Origin of the sequence: Parasphingomonas halimpatiens, assembly GCF_036663795.1 — a bacterium.
In the GTDB taxonomy this organism is placed as follows: domain Bacteria; phylum Pseudomonadota; class Alphaproteobacteria; order Sphingomonadales; family Sphingomonadaceae; genus Sphingomonas.
In genome coordinates, this window is the sequence record NZ_JAXOJP010000006.1 from 210,439 (window position 1) to 228,128 (window position 17,690).

Genomic DNA, 17,690 nt, shown 5'->3' on the forward strand with positions numbered 1-17,690 from the left:
TGACCGTAACGCAGGCCGAGCCTGGGGCGACGCCCCTCCCCTGGCATCTCCCGCAAGCGGGAGGGGGACTCGCTCATCGCCTCGTTCACGCCGCCATCTCGCGCGCGACGCTAACGTCGTCGAACGGCAGGACGAGATCGCCGACGATCTGCCCCTGCTCATGCCCCTTGCCGGCGATCAGCACGATATCGTCGGCGCCCGCCGCAGCGATCGCATGGCCGATCGCCGTACGTCGATCGCCGATCTCGGTGGCGCCGGGGGCGCCTTCGAGGATCATGGCGCGGATCGTGGCGGGATTTTCGCTACGCGGATTGTCGTCGGTAACGAGCGCGACATCGGCGCGCGCGGCGGCGATCTTGCCCATTTCGGCGCGCTTGCCCTGGTCGCGGTCGCCGCCCGCGCCAAACACGACGATCAGTCGCCCGCCGGCATGCGGCTTGAGCGCGGCGATCGCCGCCTCGAGCGCATCGGGCGTGTGGGCGTAGTCGACATAGACCGGCGCGCCGCTGCGCGCGATCACCGCGCGCTCGAGCCGGCCGCGTACCGGCTGCAGGCGCGCGAGCGCGGCGAGCGTTGCGGCGACGTCGCCGCCGGTCGCAATCACCAGCCCGGCAGCAGTCAGTGCATTGGCGACCTGATAGGCGCCGATCAACGGCAGGTTGACCTTGTGCGTCGCGCCGCCGGCTTCGATCACCAGCCCCTGTCCGAGCAGCGTCGGGTCGCGCGACACCAATCGCAGCGTGTCGCCATGCTCGCCGACGGTGATCAGCCGGTTGCCGCGCTCGCGCGCGAGATCGACGACGCGCGCCGACGCCTCGTCATCGGCCCACACCACCGCCGTGCCGTCGGGCGCCAGCACCTCGGAGAACAGCCGCAGCTTGGCGGTGAAATAGGCCGCCATGTCGCCGTGATAATCGAGATGGTCGCGACTGAGATTGGTGAAGGCGGCGGCGGCAACGCGCAGCCCCTCGGTGCGATATTGCGACAGGCCATGGCTCGATGCCTCGAACGCGACATGCGTCACACCCTCGCGCGCCAGCCCCGCGACGTTGGACAGGAAGGTCACGACATCGGGCGTGGTCAGCCCGGTGGTGACGCGGTCGTCGCCGGTGGTCACGCCAAGCGTGCCGATCGATGCGGCGTGGAAGCCGGCCATCCGCCACAATTGCCGCGTCATCTCGACGGTCGAGGTCTTGCCGTTGGTCCCGGTCACCGCGACCGCGACCGCCGGGAAGGGCGCGAAGAACGACGCCGCGAGCCGCGCGAAACGCTCGCGCGGGTGAGCGTCGGCGATATGCACCGCGCCGACCACCTGTGCCTGCGGCCGCGCGACGACGGCGATCGCGCCGGCCGCGATCGCCGCGGGGATGAAGTCCTCGCCATTGACACGCGTGCCCTCGAAGGCGCCGAAAACCGTGCCCGGCGCCACCTTGCGGTGATCGATCGCGAAGCCGGTGATGGTCGCGTGCTCGGACCCGCCGGTCAACGCGGAGAGCTTCATTCCTTGCTCGCCATTTTCTTGTCCTTCGCGTCGCCCGGCGCCTGCCACAGCATCGGCAGCAGCTCGGACACATCCACGTCGCGCTTGTCGTCGGGCAACACCCCGAGCATCGCGCCGGTCCGCGCGATGACGCGGTTGACGACCGGCGCGGCAGTCCATGCCGCGGTCGTCAGGCCAAAGGATTCGGCATTGCCGATCGGCGAATCGAGCATCGCGACGACAACGTAGCGCGGATGATCCATCGGGAAAGCCCCGGCAAAGGTCGAGACATTGGCTTTCTTCGAATAGCCGCCAACCCCGGCAACCTCTGCTGTCCCGGTCTTGCCGCCGACACGGTAGCCCGGCACGTCGGCCTTGCGACCGGTACCCTTGAGCACGACGAGCCGCAGCAGCTGGCGCATCCGCGCGCTGGTCGCCTCGGTCAGCACGCGCCGCCCGGCCGGCGCCGCGCCCGGCGCGACCTTGAGCAGGGTCGTCGGCCGCCAGACGCCGCCATTGACCAGCGTCGCATAGGCATTGGCGAGCTGCAGCGGCGTCACGGCGATGCCGTGCCCATAGGCGGTCGTCATCACCGTGGTGCGTGCCCAGAAGCTCGGCCATAGCGGCCGCGCCTTTTCCTTGAGCTCGATCTCCGGTTTGGTATCGAAGCCGAGCGCCCGGAACATGCCGGACAGCCGCGCCTGACCGAGTTCGTCGGCGATCCGCGCGGTCGCGATGTTGGACGAATAGACCAAGGTTTCGGGGATGTTGAGCCAGCGGCGCTGCTCGTCGCCGCGATCGTCATGGATCGTGAAGCGACCGATCTGCAACGGCACCGTCGCGTCGAAGCGGCGTGCCATCGAGGTGACGACGCCGTCGTTGATCGCCGCCGCCATGGTGATCGGCTTGAAGGTCGAACCCAGCTCATAGACCGATTGCGTGACGTTGTTACGCAGCGCCTCGGAACTGGTGCCCTTCAGCTTGTTGGGATTGTAGACCGGCAGCGAGACCATCGCGATGACCTCGCCGGTATCCACATCCAGCACCACACCGGTCGCTGCCTTGGCCTTGAAGTCGACCATCGCGCGGCCGAGTTCGCTTTCGACCGCCGCCTGCACGCGGCTGTCGACCGACAGCGCCAGCGCAGTGCCGCGCACGGGATGGCTCAACTCCTTTTCGAACGCACGTTCCATGCCGGCGCGTCCGATGATGTTCGGGTCGCTGTCGGTCGGTGCGACATAACCCAGTACGTGCGCCGCCAGCGTCGACTGGGGATAGAGCCGTTCCGCCTCCTGCGCGAAGACGATCGCCGGCTCGCCGATGACATGGACGCGGTTGACCGTCGCCGGCGAGGCATGGCGATCGAGATAGGTGAACGGCACGTCGCGCGTCAGCTGGGCGTAATAATAGTCCTCGCTCTGCCCCGGCATCGCTTCGGCGAGCTGGCGCGCGATCTCGTGACGGTCGCCGATCACCTCGTGCGGATGGATGCCGATCGTCCAGGCCGCGATCGTGCGCGCGAGCGGCGAGCCGTTGCGATCGACGATGTCGCCGCGCTGCATCAAGCCGCCGGAGAAGGTCGCGGCGTTGGCCGGCGTGCCGAGCAGACCGAGCATCGCGATCCGCGCCGTCACCAGCAGGAAGCCGGCCCCGATGAGCAGCATCAGCATCATCAGCCGCACATGCGCGACGGCGACCAGCGCCTGGCGCTGGCCGCCCATGCGGCGTTGCGGTTGAGGAAGCGCGACCATCGCGGTCACCGGGCGGCGCCTCCGGTCTCGGCGCGGGCGCTGCTCATCAGGTCGCCGATGGTCGAATCGCTGAGCAACTTGCGATCGAGCAGCGCCACCGCCTGCGCCTTGCCGTGCTGAACTGCGGCGGTGCGCACCTCGCCGACCGCCGCGCCGAGACTCGGTTCGGGCGTGGCGGCGCGCGGCAGGATCCGCACCGTCGGCGTCACCGCCTGGACAGTCGCGAGCCCGGTCGGCCGCGACGGCACGACCAGCGACGCCATCTGCGCCGTCGGCTGGCCGGCGCCGGCCGGCAGCGGCTGCTGCTGGCGTAGGTCGAGGCTGGCAAGCGCCGCCTCGTCGCTGACATACTGGCCCGACACCGGCGCGGTGAGGCGCAGCGTGTCGCCGTTCCACTGCTCGAGCTGGGCGAGGTTGGCGCGGGTATCGAACTCGGTTTCCAGCGCGCGGATGTCGCGGTGCGCGGCGGCGATCAGCGCCGTGGTCTTGTCGAGCTTCTTGCGCTCGGCCGCGACCTGCAACGGCACGAGCAGGAAACCGAGCGCGACCGCGACACTCGCGGCGAACCAGCCAAGACTCTTCCACGCATAAGCAAGCATCACATCGCTCCCTCAAAAACCCATGCCGGCGCCGCGGTGCGCCGCGCCGTCCGCAACGTCGCCGACCGCGCCCGCGGGTTGCGCGCGACCTCGGCGTCGCCGGCGCGCACCGCCTTGCCCACCTGTTCGAAACTCGGCGCGGCAAGCGCCACGACATCGGGCAGATGCCGCGAGCCCGCCGGCGTCCCGCCGCTGCGCTCGCGCAGGAAGCGCTTGACCATCCGGTCTTCCAATGAATGGAAGGTCACAATCGCAAGGCGACCACCCGGCGCGAGCACGCGCTCGGCGGCGGCAAGACCGTCGGCCAGTTCGCCGAGCTCGCGGTTCACATGAATGCGGATTGCCTGGAACGCGCGCGTCGCCGGATCCTTCTTGTCGTGCGGCTTGTGGCCCAGCGCCTTGCGAATGACACGCGCCAGCTCGCCGGTCCGCGTGATCGGACGCGCCGCGACGATCGCGCGCGCGACGCGGCGCGACCGATGCTCCTCGCCATATTCGTACAGCACGTCGGCGATCACGCTTTCATCGGCGTGATTGACGAAGTCCGCGGCGCTCTCGCCTTCCTGGCTCATGCGCATGTCGAGCGGACCGTCCGCCTGGAACGAAAAGCCGCGCTCGGCCTGGTCGAGCTGCATCGACGACACGCCGATATCCATCGTCACGCCGTCGACCGGCAGCGCATCGCGCGCGGCCAGTTCGCTCTCCATCGCCGAAAAGGGCGCCGGCACGAGCGTCAGCGCGCCGCCGCTCGCGTCGGCCAGCGCCTGGCCGGCGGCGATCGCATCGGGATCGCGATCGAATGCGAATACGCGGGCGCCAAGGGAGAGCAGCGCCCGCGTATAGCCCCCGGCACCGAAGGTCGCATCGACATGGCGCTCGCCGGGGCAGATGGCGAGCGCATCGACGACTTCATCGAGCAACACGGGGATATGCGGTTGGGTGACGGGATCGTTCACAGCACGATCCCCTTTTCTTCGAGCAGATATTCGAGATTGTCGCGCATCGTGCCCGACGACTGGGCGGCGAGCAGCGTCGCGGGGTCCCAGATCTCGAAATGGTCCCACTGGCCGTAGAAATAGGCGTATTTGCCGATCCCGGCCTTCTTCTTGTGGAAGCCGTGCATGATGAACCGGCCGCTGGGGTCGAACGGCAGGTCTTCACCATTGGCGACGCGGCGCTTGTAGCCATAATCGATCTCGCCGTTCGTGTCGGCGTGCGCGGCGTCCCGGGCATTGGCCCGCGCATTGAGTTCGATTCCCCAGGGGAGGTCGTAACCGACCAGGCAGTCGCCCTGCGGGTGCACCGCGATGGTGACCCGCATGTCGCCCTCGGGCGAATTGGCGATGATGGTGTTGCGCAGCGAAGCAGGGATGGCAACGCGGAGCTTGTCATCGACAAGCTGCAACGCCGCTCCCTTGTAAATGCCCCTTGTCACTGCGCCGATCCCAATGGTCGCGGACACAACGAACCTGCCCCGAAAAGCGACCATCGCCGCCTTCGAGCGCTGCTTTCACGCAGGCACGTTGAGTCTGCCCCTCAATATTGATGGGCGTAGCGCGGGAGGGTCAGGGACACAAGGGGATTAGCGGGGATTTTAGGGGTTAGTTTACTATAATCCTCTATTTCGGGCGGTTTTTGGGATCCGTATTTTTACCTGTTCCCAGTCTGTTCGGCTTGTTGAAGGGCGAATCCCGCGCAAACCCGGGCGAATCCACGATCGTCCCGTGATTTCCCCAAAAATCCCCATGCTCGATTCTCTTGCGCGCGCGCGGGTCAGCGCGGCGGGTGCGGTGGCCGTCCGGCGCTGCCATTGTCGGTTGGCGCGCTCGGCGCGACGCCCATATCGGCCAGCGGCTCGCTCGTCGCGGCGGCACCCGGCGCCGCCTGATTGCCCGCGACGAGATTGGCGACGACATCGGGGCGCACTCCGCCGGTGACCGCAACCAGCCGATCGCGGTTCGCCGTGCTATACACCGCGGCCGCGAATAAAATGAGCAGCAACACCGCAGCGAGGCCGATCATACCGACCTTGACGCGTTGCGACGTCTGGCCCTGGTCCTGTTCGATTATCATCGTCACTGTGGCAGAAATGTAACGCATACCGATCGTCTTGTCGATGGCACGTCTCGGCGCGTGCTAATCACGCATGAGCCACGGTGGGACGGTAAGGCTTTTTTGCTCGAGCCATGCCCGATTGTACAGCGTCGACAGGTAGCGAAAGCCGGTATCGCACAGGATCGTCGCGACGCGCGCACCGGGGCCGATCTCCCGCGCGAGGCGCACCGCGCCAGCGACGTTGATGCCCGACGAGAGCCCGAGGCATAGCCCCTCTTCGGCCAGCAGCCGGCGGACCCATTCGAGCCCCTCCTCGTCGGAGATGCGGAATTGCGTGTCGATCGGCGCGCCCTCAAGATTGGCGGTGATGCGCCCCTGTCCGATCCCTTCCGCAACAGAACTGCCCTCCGCCTTGAGCTCGCCAAAGGCATAATAGGCAAAAAGCGCAGCGCCGTGTGGATCGCTGAGTGCAATCGTAACCTTTTCGTCCTTGGCCTTGAGCCCGAGACCGACGCCCGCCAGCGTCCCGCCCGTGCCGACCGCGCAGGTGAAGCCGTCGATCCGGCCATCGAGCTGCGTCCAGATTTCCTCCGCCGTGCCGACGATATGGGCGCGGCGATTGGCGATATTGTCGAACTGGTTGGCCCAGATCGCGCCCGGCGTCTCCTCGGCGATGCGGCGCGAGGTGTGGACGAAATGCGCCGGGTTGGAATAGGGCGCCGCCGGCACCAGCACGAGCTCGGCACCGAGCGCGCGCAGCGTATCCATTTTCTCGCGGCTTTGAGTCTCGGGCATGACGATGATCGTCTTGTAGCCCTTGGCATTGCCGACCAGCGCGAGGCCGATGCCGGTATTGCCGGCCGTCCCCTCGACGATCGTGCCGCCCGGCGCGAGCTGGCCGCGCGCCTCGGCATCCTCGACGATGAACAGTGCGGCGCGGTCCTTGACCGAGGCGCCGGGGTTGGCGAACTCGCACTTGCCGTAGATCTCGGCGCCGGCCGCCTCGCTTGGCCCCTTGAGCAGCACCAGCGGCGTGTTACCGATCAATCCGAGACTGTTGTGTATCGACGTCATCGCGGTGCCATGGCCCGCGACACCCGCCGGAGCAAGCAACGGCTGCTGCACGTCGCCCAAGCAGGCATTGCCACGCGATCAGTCCTGCGAAGTGATATTGGACACCATATTGGAAAGGTCGCTGGGCGCGGCGCCGTTTTCCGGCCCCGTGGCGGCCGTTTCGTTGGCGACAGGCGTCGGTGTCTGATTCGGCATCGCCGCGACGATATTGGCGATCGCGGTGGTACGAATCGTTTCCTCGCTGTTGGCGCTCGCCGTCTGCTGGCTCGAACAGCCAGTTGCCGCGACCACGATTCCCAGACCAACAACCAAGCGCTTCATTCTCATTCTCCCCACCATCCCGCTCGTGCGGGTCGCGCGCCGCCGTCGCGCGAGGCGACAGATAAACCACGGACAAAAGATGCGATAGCCGCAAAGCCGCGCGGCACGTCGATCGGCCCGGCGTCGCGGCATGTCGACAATAACGCAGCAGGCGCCAGCCGGGCCGCCGCGATGTTCATCGCCACACCGGATTCTCGACCCATGCCGGCGAATACATATTGGCATATTGCGCCATGCGCGGACGGTCGGCGCGGTTGACGCTGGCACCGTGCGGCAGATCGTAGCGCCAGATGACAAGGTCGCCCGCCCCCGCCGGCACCGTGATCGCCTCGGCGCTCAGATCGACCGTCCGGGGATCGGCATCGCCGAGCGCGTCGAGCCATGCCGCGATCCGGCGATGAAATCCCGGCACGAGTTGCAGCGCGCCCTGGTCGGCCGCCGTGTCGGTCATGTAAAGAATGCCCTGCGTGCCGAACGGGATCGGCTGCACGACGCTGACATCCCAGTGCAGATGCGGCCCCGGGAACCGCTTGCCCGGAATCTCGGGCGGGTTGAAGCTCAGCCGGTCGGTGCTCGACCACAGGTCGCTGCTGCCCCATAATTGCGCGAACGCCTTGTGCACCCGCGCCGAGCGCCGCACCACCTCCTGCGCGGGGTGCTGGAAATGCTGGATCATGATGCCGTTGGTGCGCGGCCCATACCACGTCGCGGGATCGTCGGGCCGCGCATCGATCGTCCGCCACAGCAATGCCTCGAGATCGGCCGCCTGATCGCGGGTCAGCGCGCTGCGCAGCACGACATATCCATGCTCGTCCCAATGCGCGAGATCGCGCGCATCGAGCACCGGCGCCATCGCATCGATCGCGGCAAGCCGGCGGCGCGTCGCCTCGGGGACCGGCGCGCCGTCGCACCAGGCATTGTAGCGATCGATCAGATCGCCATCGGGTTCGCCGACCGTTTCGAAAACCCACGCCTCGAACGCCGGATAGTCCGGCCGCGCCGCCATCAGATAGGTGCAGGTCTGTTCGATCCCGAGACCCAGCGCATCGAGCAGCATCCGGTCGGCCATCGCGCTTGGCGGCTTGTGCTGCGCCCGCCCGGTCCGCCGCGCCCAATAATCCTCGATACCGCGAACATGCGCGAGCGACGAACGTGACAGATGCGGAGCAAGGCTGGCCATGCGCCCTTGTCGAACGGAAGGCGGCCGCTCGTCAACTGTGTAGACCATCGCCATGTTCGTGTTATGTTCCGTACCATGCGCGACTCGCCGCCCCTGCCGCCACGACCGCTGCGCTGGCTGTTCCTCGATCTCAACAGCTATTTCGCCAGCGTCGAGCAGCAGCTCGACCCGGCGCTGCGCGGCAGGCCGGTGCTCGTTGCGCCGGTCGACAGCGACACGACCGTCGCGATCGCCGCCTCGGTCGAGGCGAAGCGTTACGGCATCGGCACCGGCACGCCCATATGGGTGGCGCGACGCCGGTGCCGCGACCTGATCGTCACCCCGGCACGGCATGAGCGTTATGTCGAATTCCACGATGCGATCGTCGCCGAGATCTGGAGGCACATTCCGGTGACGCGGGTCTGCTCGATCGACGAGGTGGCGTGCCGGCTGCTCGACAACGAAAATGGTCGCGATGCGGCAATCGCGCTCGCGCGCCGCATCAAGGCCGGGATTCGCGCCCATGTCGGCGACTGCCTCACCTCATCGGTCGGCATCGCGCCGAACCGGCTGCTCGCCAAGCTCGCCTCCGACATGCAGAAACCGGACGGGCTGGTGGTGCTCGATGCCGAACAGTTGCCGCAGCGGCTCTATGACCTCAACCTGCGCGACATTGCCGGGATCGGCGCGAAGATGGAGCGGCGGCTGGCGCGCGACGGGGTCAACGATATCCGCCAGCTGTGCGAACGCCGACCGCGCGACGCCGGCACCGCCTGGGGCGGCACCGATGGCGACCGGCTTTGGTATCTGCTGCACGGCGTCGACCTGCCCGAAAAGGCCACGCAGAGCCGCACCATCGGCCACAGCCATGTTCTGTCGCCGGGCAAGCGCGGCGTCGAGGCGGTGCGGCTGACCGCACGGCGCCTCGCCTTCAAGGCGGCGAGCCGGCTGCGGCGCAAGGCCTATCGCTGCCGCCTGTTGATCCTCCACGCCCGCTTCGAGGACGATAAATCGAGCTGGCGCGCCGCGCAGCGACTGCCCGTCACGCAGGACAGCTTCGCCATCCTCGCCGCGTTCGATCGGCTGTTCCCGCGCCTCGTCGCGGCGGGTCGCGCGCGGCCCGGCGATTTCCAGATTCGCATGATCGGGGTGACGCTGGCCGAGATCGAGCCCGTCGCCGCGGAACAGCAATCACTGTTCGCGCTGCTCGATCCCGACGACCCGCTGGCCCGCGAAACGCGCACGCTGGCGCTCAGCCGCACGATGGATCGCATCAACCGGCGCTTCGGCCGCCACGCCGTCAGCCTCGGCCCGCTGCACGGCGGACGGATCGATCGCGTCGGTACGAAGATTGCGTTCGGACGCATCCCCGAGCTCGATGAATTTCACGAATGACGGCTGGAGAAGGCTGTTTCTGCTGCATTGCAGCGCTATCCGATGGTATGTGGAGAGTACGGTCTTGACGGACGATGCTGCGTGCGCGAAGCGAAAACCACTATGATAAACCGCCTCCTCCCCGCCGCCGCCGTCGCGCTGCTCGCGCTTTCGGCCTGTAAGCAAAAAACCGAAGTCGTCTCTGCGACCGCACCGGACCCGCAGGCCGAAGCGCTGGCCAATCGCCCCGCGGTCGAGCTGCCGCCGGCGATCACCGCGACGCGCACCTTCCGCTGCAAGGACCAGAGCCTCGCCACGGTCGATTTCTACGCCGGCAACAAGCAGGTCACGATCAAGGTCGGCGATGCCACCATCCCGGTCAAGCTGACCGCCGAGAGCGACGGCGCGCCCTTCAAGGCCGATGGCTTCGTGCTCACCGGCACCCCGACGGCGATCACGTTGACCTCGCCGGGCAAGCCCGAGCAAGCCTGCAAGGCCTGATTGCTCTCCCGCGTCGTTGCCCAGGCGACGGCGGATATCCCACCCCATGGGCCGGCGGCGCAATCCGCCGGCCCTTTTCGCGTCTGCGCGCTTGCCTCGCCCGCGCCGCTTGGGCACGATGCGCCGACCTGCTAGCGGAGCCGCGTCCTTGTCGACCATCGCGATCTACAGCCTCAAGGGCGGCGTCGGCAAAACCACGCTGACCGTCAATCTCGCCTGGGCCTCGGCGACGCTGTCGGCGCGCCGTACATTGCTGTGGGATCTCGACCCGCAGGCCGCGAGCACCTTCATGCTGTCCGATGGCCGCGCGCGCGAGCCGGCGCAGGCGATCTTCTCCAAGGATGTCGAGCCGACCAAGCTGATCCGCCCGACCGGGATCGACCGGCTCGACCTGATCGGCGCCGACATGTCGTTGCGCGGGCTCGACCTGCTGTTTCACGAGCTCGACAAGAAGAAGCGGCTGCAGAAACTGATCGAGACGATCCACAAGGGCTATGACCGCGTCCTGCTCGATTGCCCGCCCGGGCTGACCGAGACCAGCGACCAGGTGATGCGCGCCGCCGATCTCGTCGTCGTGCCGGTCATCCCCTCCCCGCTCAGCGAACGCGCCTTTGCCGAAGTCGCCAAACATCTCGGCAAAAAGCAGTTGCTGCCGGTCCATTCGATGGTCGATCGTCGCCGCAAGCTCCACGCCGAGGCTTTGGCGCGTCATCCCGACTGGCCGGTCATCCCGATGGCGAGCGTGGTCGAGACGATGGCGGCGCGGCGCGCACCGGTCGGCGCCTTCGCCGCAAAATCGGTCGGCGCGAGGGCCTTTGCCGATTTGTGGCAAGTGATCGAGAAGCGCCTGGCGCAATGACCTACGCTACGGGTTGCCGTCGTCTCGTGGACCGCTGAAATCCGGTGGCCAGAGTTCGGCACGACATTCTCGATCCGCAACTCCTGCTCGGCGCCTATGCCGTCGGGGTGTTCCCGATGGCCGATGGGCGCGACGCCGACAGCGTCTATTGGGTCGAACCCAAGACGCGCGCGATCCTGCCGCTCGACGGCTTCCATCTGTCGCACTCGCTGCGCAAGACGATTGCCGCCGACCGCTTCCGCGTGACCGCCGACACCGCGTTCGAGCGCATCATCGCGCTGTGCGCCGAGGCGGTCGAGGGCCGCCCCGACACCTGGATCAATCCGCAGATCGAACAGGCCTTTGTTACCCTGCACCGCCGCGGCTTCGCGCATTCGGTCGAGATATGGGACGGCGACCGGCTCGCCGGCGGACTATACGGTCTCGCGCTGGGCCGGGCGTTCTTCGGCGAGAGCATGGTCAGCCGCGCGCGCGACGCCTCGAAGGTCGCCATCGCCTGGCTCGTCGCGCGACTACGCGTCGGCGGATTCACCCTGCTCGACTGCCAGTTCATGACCGAACATCTCGCCTCGCTCGGCGCGGTCGAAATTCCGCGTGCGGCCTATCTCGGGCTGCTCGGCGGCGCGCTCGATGGCGTCGTCGGCACCGCGTCGGGCGTCACGTCGGGCGGCGCCAGTGCCGGCGATTTCGCCGCGCTCGACCGACTCGGCGTCGCGGCGCCCGATCCGGAAAGACCATTGGCGCTGACCGAGCCCGGCCCACCTTCGGGGAAGGTCATCGCGCAGCTCTTGATCCACACATCATAGATCGGGTGCTGGACGACGTTGAGCGTCGGCCGCTCCTTGTAGAGCCAGCCCGAGAAGAAGCGGCGCCAGCTCTTGTCGAACTGCTGGACGTCGACCTGGACGAAGGCGCCGGTATAATGCTCCTGCTCCCACGGCGCGGTCTGTTCGCACGCCGCAAGCCGGACGATCACGTCGCCGACCCGCGCGGCGTTTCCGGGTTTCAGCGCGATCTCGCGCGCCACCCCGTTGCGCTTGTTGAGCAGGCCCAGCACCGCGACGCGCTGCGCCATCGGCGTCGCGCCATAAGAGGGATCGGCGCCGCTGGGCAGATCGACCGTCGTCACGTCCGACGGCGCGCTGTCCTCGTCGAGCGCGGTGTGCTGCGTCGGCTTGGCATTGGGGTCGGTCGCCGGCTTCTTCTCGCCGCAGCCCGCCGTGGCGAGCAGCGCGAGCGCCGTCACCGCCAGCGTCCAGCGGCGCGAATCACTCACGCGTCGGGCGTCCACGCTTCGTAATCGCCCGTCGCGGCGGCGCGGTGGCCGCCCTTTTCCAGCGCGCCGGGCGGGCGATAGGCGAGCGCCGTGCCGGTCAGATTGGGGATGGCCGGCTTCTGCCAGGCGCGCGGCGCGGGCAAGGCGCGGTCGGGCAGGTCATCAACCTGATGGTGCAGCCAGCTGAACCATTCCGGCGCGACGCGGCTCGCATCGTTGGCACCGTTATAGATCACCCAGCGGCGCGGGTTGCCATTGGTATCGCGACCGCCCTGATAATAGACATTGCCGAGCGAATCCTCGCCGACCCGGCGCTTGCCGCGCAGCCCGACCATGGTTCCCCAGCTGGCGCCGTTCCACCAGGTGAACGGATTGAGATTGATACCCATGCCGCGCGCTTAAGACCTGTCCGAACGAACCGCAATGGCCGTCGCAATCGTGAAGCCGGCCGGCCCCTCGACCGGGAGCCCGCGCAACGACGCGATCATTGCGCCACGGTCCCGCCGGCACAGGCCGTAAGCGCCGCCGCCTCGGCCGATGCCACCCGCGTCGTCCCGGCCGCGATCTGGTATAATTGCGGCCAGCGTTTGCCCGTCACGAACAGCCGGTGCTGCCCCGCATCCCAGGCGATGCCGTTCGCCACGTCGTCGTTGCCGCGCTCCTTCGGCCCGAGACTGCTCAGGTCGAGAAAACTCAGCACCGCCCCGCTCTTGGGGTCGATCCGGGCAATGAGGTTGGTCTGCCAGATATTGGCGTAGATCTGCCCATCGACCCATTCGAGTTCGTTGAGTTTGGCCACGGGGCAGCCATGCGCGGTCACCTTCAAGGTCGACACCGTCGCCAGCGAATCGGGATCGAGGAACCGCAACACCGCGCTGCCGTCGCTCATGATGATGAAGCGATCATTGTGCGTCGCGCCCCAGCCCTCACCGGTGTAGCTGAAATCGCCGATCGGCGAGAAATCGCCGCGCCCGTAGATGAACCCCTTCTGGTCCTTCCACGTCAGTTCGTAGATCTTGTCCTTCCACGGCACGATGCCCTCGCCGAAATAGGGGGCGGGCAAATCCATGCTCCTGGTCACGCGACCGGTCTTGAGCTCGACCTGCCGCAGGCCGGACTGGCCGACCTCCCCGGTGCTCTCGTAAAGCGCGCCGTCCTGGAAGAACAAACCCTCGGTGAAGGCCGTCTGGTCGTGCGGATAGGTCGCTGCGATCGCCACGCCATAGACCGGCAGCTTCCCGTCGTCAGACGGCTTCCACAACATCCATCCGGCCACGGCGAGCAGGGCCAGCAGCGCGACCGCAGCAATCACCTTCTTCATGCGAGTCAGTTCCTCAGCCGTGCGCCGGACCGATCCCGACGTCGCCCGCGCACCCATGCAATGCGCCGCGCGTCACCGCAATCGTCGTCAGTCGTCAGTCGCCACTCGTCAGTCGTCCGCCTCGACCGCCACGGCGAGCGGGCCCTTGCGACCCTCGACGATCCGCGCCTGCAGCGGCTGGTCGGGTTCGACCTCGCCAAGGCCGGCGCGGCGCAGCGTTTCCATATGGACAAAGACGTCCGCCGAGTCGGCATCGCGCACCAGAAAGCCATAACCCTTGAGACGGTTGAACCACTTCACCGTCACCGGTTCGAACGGCCCGGCCGAATCGACCAGCGCGGCGGGGTCGACCCGGTCGCCGGCGCGCGCGCGCACCGGCTGCTCGACGACATTGCCAAGATCGATCGACAGGATCTCGCTCGCCTGCAGGCCGCGATCGCGCCGTACCGCACGACATTCGATGCGCGCGCCCTCGGGCAGGCTGCGCCGGCCATGTGCCTGAAGCACCGAGAAATGAACGAGCACGTCACCCAGGCCGGGCTGATCGGCGACGAGGAAACCGAAGCCGCGCGTCACGTCGAACCATTTGAGCGAACCCGACAGCAACAGGCCGGCCTCATCGACCGGCGCATCGCGCTCGTCCTCACTCCACTGCGGCCCTGCCCGTGGCGCGGCCTGCGGTTCGTTACGCATATGACATGCCCCCGGGCGGGCGTGTAACACGGATCGCGACGCGCGCAAAAGCCACTCGCGTCACGTCTCGAGCAAAGATTCCACCGCGTCGCCCGGGGCCATCGCAACGATCTTGCGCGCCAGCGCGAAATCATGCCCCGCGCGCACCATCGCGCCGAGCTGCTTCTCGCGCAGCGGGCGATCGGCCGGGGACGTGGCGAACGGGCCGATGCGCTTGCGCCGCGCGAAGGTCAGCGCAGCATCGCTGGCCTGCTCGGCAATGGCGGGCGCAAGCGCCTCGGCATCGGCGTCATCGAGTCCCGCCTGGCGCAACGCGCCGTCGACGCGCCGCCGCCCGAGTCCGCGCCGCGCCATCGCCCGCGCGCGCGCCTCGCCAAAGGCACGGTCGTCGATATAGCCGAGCGCGGCCAATCGCGTCGCGATCGCTGCCGGGTCGGCGGTAGGCCCGTCCCAGCCGCGCTCGCGGATCTTGCGGCGCAAATAGTCGCCGAGCCGCACCCGCGTGGTCGAAAATCGCTCGACATAATGCAGCGCCAATCGCTCGAGCGCGGCCTGATCCAGCGGCACGATTGGCCGCTTGGCGCGTTCGGCGCGGCGAGAAGGCACTTCATCCTGCGACATTGCGCCATCATTGTGCCACAGTCGGAACGGATTTTGAACGCTTGGCGGCTTCAGGGGTGCACGCTTCACAAAAAGCGGCCCCCGCGGGGAGCCGCGGGCAAGGGCGCTAATATATTATGGCAATCGACGTTGCGCATTCCGGAGAAATACTGGCCGAGCGGCCCGTTCTTCTCCCGACGCCGACCGAAGATGCGTTGCCGCGCCGTCTGTCGGACTTCGCGACGCTCGGCGAGGCACTCGATTATGCGGCGCAGGGCGAGCGCGGGCTGAATTTCCACGATCCGCGCGGCGCGCTGGCGCGCCCCTATCCCTATCGCGAGCTGCGCGACGACGCGCTGGCGATGGCGCGGCGACTGATCGCGGCCGGGGTCAAGCCCGAGGATCGCATCGCGCTGATCGCGGAGACCGGCCCTGACTTCGCGGCGCTGTTCTTCGGCGTCATCTATGCCGGGGGCTGGCCGGTGCCGCTGCCGCTTCCGACCTCGTTCGGCGGCCGCGATTCCTATATCGAGCAATTGCGCGTCCAGCTCGCCAGCTGCGACCCGACGATGCTGATCTACCCGCCCGAGCTGGCGCAGATGGCCGGCGATGCCGCGCATCTCGTCGGTGTCGAAGGCATCGATTGGTCGGAATTCGCGGAACGTGCTGCGCCCGAGGCCAGTTTGCCGACGGCCGATGGTTCGGCGATCGCCTATCTGCAATATTCGAGCGGCTCGACACGCTTCCCGCACGGTGTCGCGATCACCCACCATGCGCTGCTCAACAATCTCGCCGCGCACAGCCACAATATGGAAGTGTGCGGCACTGATCGCTGCGTCTCGTGGCTCCCCTGGTATCACGACATGGGTCTGGTCGGCTGCTTCCTGTCGCCGGTCGCCAACCAGGTCTCGGCCGATTACCTCAAGACCGAGGATTTCGCACGGCGCCCGCTCGCCTGGCTCGATCTGATCAGCCGCAACAAGGGCACGACGCTCTCTTACTCGCCGACCTTCGGCTACGACATCTGCTCGCGGCGGATCGGCACGCTGAGCCATGTTGCCGATCGCTTCGACCTGTCGCGCTGGCGCGTGGCCGGCAATGGCGCCGACATGATCCGCCCCGACGTGATGCAGCATTTCGTCGATGCCTTTGCCGATGCAGGGTTCAAGGCCTCGGCGTTCCTGCCCAGCTACGGCCTGGCCGAGGCCACGCTGGCGGTGTCGATCATGCCGCCGGGCGAGGGCATCCGCGTCGAACTGGTCGAGGAAACCCAGCTGTCGGGTGTGGCACACGGTCAGGACCGGCCGCAGCGCTACCGCGCGATCGTCAATTGCGGCAAGCCGGCGCGCGACATGCGCGTCGAAATCCGCGAGGAAGACGGCACGCCGCTGCCCGAGCGCGCGATCGGCAAGGTGTGGTGCACCGGCCCGTCGCTGATGGTCGGCTATTTCCGCGACCCCGAAGCGACCGCGGCGTGCATGAAGGACGGCTGGCTCGACACCGGCGACATGGGTTATCTCAGCGATGGCTATGTCTATATCGTCGGCCGCGCCAAGGACATGATCATCATCAACGGCCGCAATCACTGGCCGCAGGACATCGAATGGGCGGTCGAGCAGCTGCCCGGCTTCAAGGCGGGCGACATCGCCGCCTTCGCCATCACCACCCCCGGCGGCGAGGAAACCCCTGCGGTGCTGGTGCAATGCCGCAGCTCCGACGAGGCCGAGCGCGTCCGCCTGCGCGACGAGATCCGCGAGCGCGTGCGCTCGGTGACGGGCATGAACTGCGTCGTCGAACTGATCCCGCCACGCACGCTACCGCGCACCAGCTCGGGCAAACTGAGCCGCGCCAAGGCCCGCAACCTCTATCTCAGCGGCGACATCAAGCCCTACGATCTGGCGGCCTGAACGGCTTTCGCTTCCCGTCGCAGCCCCTTTGCCTTCCCCGGCGAAGGCCGGGGCCCAGTTGGGGGACGACTATTGCGAGGCCCACCTATCGTCACGACAGCCTTGCCAACCGGACACCGGCCCCCAACACACTCCTTTGCCGGGTATTACGGGGGTATTTCGGGGACGTGGCGTAATTGAGGTAGCCATTCTCCTGCATGATACGGAGTCGCCTGGCAGGTGCTCCAAGGCAGGAGGATGACCGATGTCGATTTATGCTGGATTGGATGTGAGTGACAAGACGACGCATATCTGCGTGGTCGATGGGGACGGGACGGTCAGGTGGCGTGGGGTATGCGCGACCGATCCCGCCGAGCTGGCAAAGACGCTTGGTCGACATGCGCGCGGGGTTGCGCGGGTGGTGCTGGAGACGGGGCCGTTGTCGGCATTTCTCTACCACGGCCTGATAGAGCGCGATTTTCCCGTAACATGCATCTGCGCGCGGCATGCCAAGGGCGTGTTGTCGACCCGGGTCAACAAGAGCGACCCGCACGATGCCGAGGGGCTGGCGCAATTGGCGCGTACGGGCTGGTACAAGGCGGTGCGGATCAAGCAGGAGGCGACGCATATCGACCGCGCGCGCCTGAAGATCCACGAGCATCTGATCCAGGCGCGACAGGCGATGGCGAACCAGTTGCGCGGCCTGCTCAAGCTGTTCGGGCTGCGCATGGGCACCGTCAC

At 67.4% G+C, this 17,690-nt stretch carries 19 protein-coding genes and 1 pseudogene; 6 read left to right on the top strand and 14 right to left on the bottom strand.

What is annotated here, in order from left to right; genetic code table 11:
* Positions 1–85: 85 nt before the first annotated feature.
* The 9 genes from U1839_RS09135 to U1839_RS09175 form a co-directional block, all read right to left on the bottom strand.
* Positions 86–1,501: a UDP-N-acetylmuramoyl-L-alanyl-D-glutamate--2,6-diaminopimelate ligase gene (locus U1839_RS09135; RefSeq protein WP_332803340.1), complete on the bottom strand. Its 1,416-nt coding sequence runs from the start codon at positions 1,499–1,501 to the stop codon at positions 86–88.
* The gene (locus U1839_RS09140; RefSeq protein ID WP_332803341.1) at positions 1,498–3,240 is read right to left on the bottom strand and encodes a peptidoglycan D,D-transpeptidase FtsI family protein; all 1,743 of its coding nucleotides are present in this window, start codon (positions 3,238–3,240) and stop codon (positions 1,498–1,500) included. Before U1839_RS09140 ends, U1839_RS09135 begins: the two co-directional genes overlap by 4 nt.
* Positions 3,237–3,830, bottom strand: a complete 594-nt coding sequence (locus tag U1839_RS09145; RefSeq protein WP_332803342.1) for a hypothetical protein — start codon at positions 3,828–3,830, stop codon at positions 3,237–3,239. The genes U1839_RS09140 and U1839_RS09145 overlap by 4 nt, the downstream gene beginning before the upstream one ends.
* Positions 3,830–4,786 carry a 16S rRNA (cytosine(1402)-N(4))-methyltransferase RsmH gene (rsmH, locus tag U1839_RS09150; RefSeq protein ID WP_332803343.1) on the bottom strand — a complete coding sequence of 319 codons (957 nt, stop codon included), beginning with the start codon at positions 4,784–4,786 and terminating at the stop codon, positions 3,830–3,832. The genes U1839_RS09145 and rsmH overlap by 1 nt, the downstream gene beginning before the upstream one ends.
* On the bottom strand, positions 4,783–5,292 hold the full coding sequence (locus tag U1839_RS09155) for a division/cell wall cluster transcriptional repressor MraZ (RefSeq protein ID WP_332803344.1): 510 nt from the start codon (positions 5,290–5,292) through the stop codon (positions 4,783–4,785). Before U1839_RS09155 ends, rsmH begins: the two co-directional genes overlap by 4 nt.
* A gap of 311 nt (positions 5,293–5,603) precedes the next feature.
* The gene (locus U1839_RS09160; protein ID WP_332803361.1) at positions 5,604–5,903 is read right to left on the bottom strand and encodes a hypothetical protein; all 300 of its coding nucleotides are present in this window, start codon (positions 5,901–5,903) and stop codon (positions 5,604–5,606) included.
* Between the two features lie 63 nt (positions 5,904–5,966).
* Complete coding sequence (locus U1839_RS09165) at positions 5,967–6,959, bottom strand: cysteine synthase A (RefSeq protein ID WP_332803345.1); 993 nt, start codon at positions 6,957–6,959, stop codon at positions 5,967–5,969.
* A gap of 78 nt (positions 6,960–7,037) precedes the next feature.
* Positions 7,038–7,280, bottom strand: a complete 243-nt coding sequence (locus U1839_RS09170; protein ID WP_332803346.1) for a cytochrome c family protein — start codon at positions 7,278–7,280, stop codon at positions 7,038–7,040.
* Positions 7,281–7,455: 175 nt separating this feature from the next.
* Positions 7,456–8,460: a phytanoyl-CoA dioxygenase family protein gene (locus tag U1839_RS09175; RefSeq protein ID WP_332803347.1), complete on the bottom strand. Its 1,005-nt coding sequence runs from the start codon at positions 8,458–8,460 to the stop codon at positions 7,456–7,458.
* Positions 8,461–8,523: 63 nt separating this feature from the next.
* Between U1839_RS09175 and U1839_RS09180 the strand changes: the two genes are divergently transcribed.
* The 4 genes from U1839_RS09180 (at position 8,524) to aat (ending at position 11,979) form a co-directional block, all read left to right on the top strand.
* The gene (locus tag U1839_RS09180; RefSeq protein WP_332803348.1) at positions 8,524–9,834 is read left to right on the top strand and encodes a Y-family DNA polymerase; all 1,311 of its coding nucleotides are present in this window, start codon (positions 8,524–8,526) and stop codon (positions 9,832–9,834) included.
* Positions 9,835–9,936: 102 nt separating this feature from the next.
* Positions 9,937–10,314 carry a hypothetical protein gene (locus U1839_RS09185; RefSeq protein WP_332803349.1) on the top strand — a complete coding sequence of 126 codons (378 nt, stop codon included), beginning with the start codon at positions 9,937–9,939 and terminating at the stop codon, positions 10,312–10,314.
* Between the two features lie 148 nt (positions 10,315–10,462).
* Entirely contained in the window at positions 10,463–11,173 is a 711-nt protein-coding gene (locus tag U1839_RS09190) for a ParA family protein (RefSeq protein ID WP_332803350.1), read from the top strand.
* Between the two features lie 44 nt (positions 11,174–11,217).
* Positions 11,218–11,979: a leucyl/phenylalanyl-tRNA--protein transferase gene (aat, locus tag U1839_RS09195; RefSeq protein WP_332803351.1), complete on the top strand. Its 762-nt coding sequence runs from the start codon at positions 11,218–11,220 to the stop codon at positions 11,977–11,979.
* 35 nt (positions 11,980–12,014) lie between these two features.
* On the opposite strand, the pseudogene U1839_RS09200 reads toward aat, so the two are convergent.
* The 5 genes and pseudogenes from U1839_RS09200 to U1839_RS09220 form a co-directional block, all read right to left on the bottom strand.
* Positions 12,015–12,248, bottom strand: a pseudogene (locus tag U1839_RS09200) (DUF2155 domain-containing protein); the annotation flags it as partial.
* Positions 12,249–12,445: 197 nt separating this feature from the next.
* Positions 12,446–12,838 (bottom strand): NADH:ubiquinone oxidoreductase subunit NDUFA12, encoded by a 393-nt coding sequence (locus U1839_RS09205; RefSeq protein WP_332803352.1) that lies wholly within the window; start codon positions 12,836–12,838, stop codon positions 12,446–12,448.
* A 95-nt stretch (positions 12,839–12,933) separates the two neighbouring features.
* Positions 12,934–13,770 carry a glutaminyl-peptide cyclotransferase gene (locus U1839_RS09210; protein WP_332803353.1) on the bottom strand — a complete coding sequence of 279 codons (837 nt, stop codon included), beginning with the start codon at positions 13,768–13,770 and terminating at the stop codon, positions 12,934–12,936.
* Positions 13,771–13,878: 108 nt separating this feature from the next.
* Positions 13,879–14,463, bottom strand: coding sequence for a cold-shock protein (locus U1839_RS09215; RefSeq protein WP_332803354.1), 585 nt, complete (start codon positions 14,461–14,463; stop codon positions 13,879–13,881).
* A 60-nt stretch (positions 14,464–14,523) separates the two neighbouring features.
* Entirely contained in the window at positions 14,524–15,084 is a 561-nt protein-coding gene (locus tag U1839_RS09220; RefSeq protein ID WP_332803355.1) for a regulatory protein RecX, read from the bottom strand.
* 116 nt (positions 15,085–15,200) lie between these two features.
* On the opposite strand from U1839_RS09220, the gene U1839_RS09225 reads away from it, so the two are divergent.
* Together U1839_RS09225 and U1839_RS09230 are read left to right on the top strand one after the other, a co-directional pair.
* Positions 15,201–16,970, top strand: coding sequence for a fatty acyl-AMP ligase (locus U1839_RS09225; protein ID WP_332803356.1), 1,770 nt, complete (start codon positions 15,201–15,203; stop codon positions 16,968–16,970).
* 244 nt (positions 16,971–17,214) lie between these two features.
* Positions 17,215–17,690 (top strand): IS110 family transposase (locus tag U1839_RS09230; protein ID WP_332803357.1); only part of this gene is annotated, 476 nt, incomplete at its 3' end.

Bases quoted from the DNA above. Each gene is read 5' to 3' on its own strand.
- U1839_RS09135 (WP_332803340.1), bottom strand. From the start codon at position 1,501: ATGAAGCTCTCCGCGTTGACCGGCGGGTCCGAGCACGCGACCATCACC.
- U1839_RS09145 (WP_332803342.1), bottom strand. From the start codon at position 3,830: ATGCTTGCTTATGCGTGGAAGAGTCTTGGCTGGTTCGCCGCGAGTGTC.
- U1839_RS09160 (WP_332803361.1), bottom strand. From the start codon at position 5,903: ATGATAATCGAACAGGACCAGGGCCAGACGTCGCAACGCGTCAAGGTC.
- U1839_RS09165 (WP_332803345.1), bottom strand. From the start codon at position 6,959: ATGACGTCGATACACAACAGTCTCGGATTGATCGGTAACACGCCGCTG.
- U1839_RS09170 (WP_332803346.1), bottom strand. From the start codon at position 7,280: ATGAAGCGCTTGGTTGTTGGTCTGGGAATCGTGGTCGCGGCAACTGGC.
- U1839_RS09175 (WP_332803347.1), bottom strand. From the start codon at position 8,460: ATGGCCAGCCTTGCTCCGCATCTGTCACGTTCGTCGCTCGCGCATGTT.
- U1839_RS09180 (WP_332803348.1), top strand. From the start codon at position 8,524: ATGTTCCGTACCATGCGCGACTCGCCGCCCCTGCCGCCACGACCGCTG.
- U1839_RS09185 (WP_332803349.1), top strand. From the start codon at position 9,937: ATGATAAACCGCCTCCTCCCCGCCGCCGCCGTCGCGCTGCTCGCGCTT.
- U1839_RS09205 (WP_332803352.1), bottom strand. From the start codon at position 12,838: ATGGGTATCAATCTCAATCCGTTCACCTGGTGGAACGGCGCCAGCTGG.
- U1839_RS09210 (WP_332803353.1), bottom strand. From the start codon at position 13,770: ATGAAGAAGGTGATTGCTGCGGTCGCGCTGCTGGCCCTGCTCGCCGTG.
- U1839_RS09215 (WP_332803354.1), bottom strand. From the start codon at position 14,463: ATGCGTAACGAACCGCAGGCCGCGCCACGGGCAGGGCCGCAGTGGAGT.
- U1839_RS09220 (WP_332803355.1), bottom strand. From the start codon at position 15,084: ATGTCGCAGGATGAAGTGCCTTCTCGCCGCGCCGAACGCGCCAAGCGG.
- U1839_RS09225 (WP_332803356.1), top strand. From the start codon at position 15,201: ATGGCAATCGACGTTGCGCATTCCGGAGAAATACTGGCCGAGCGGCCC.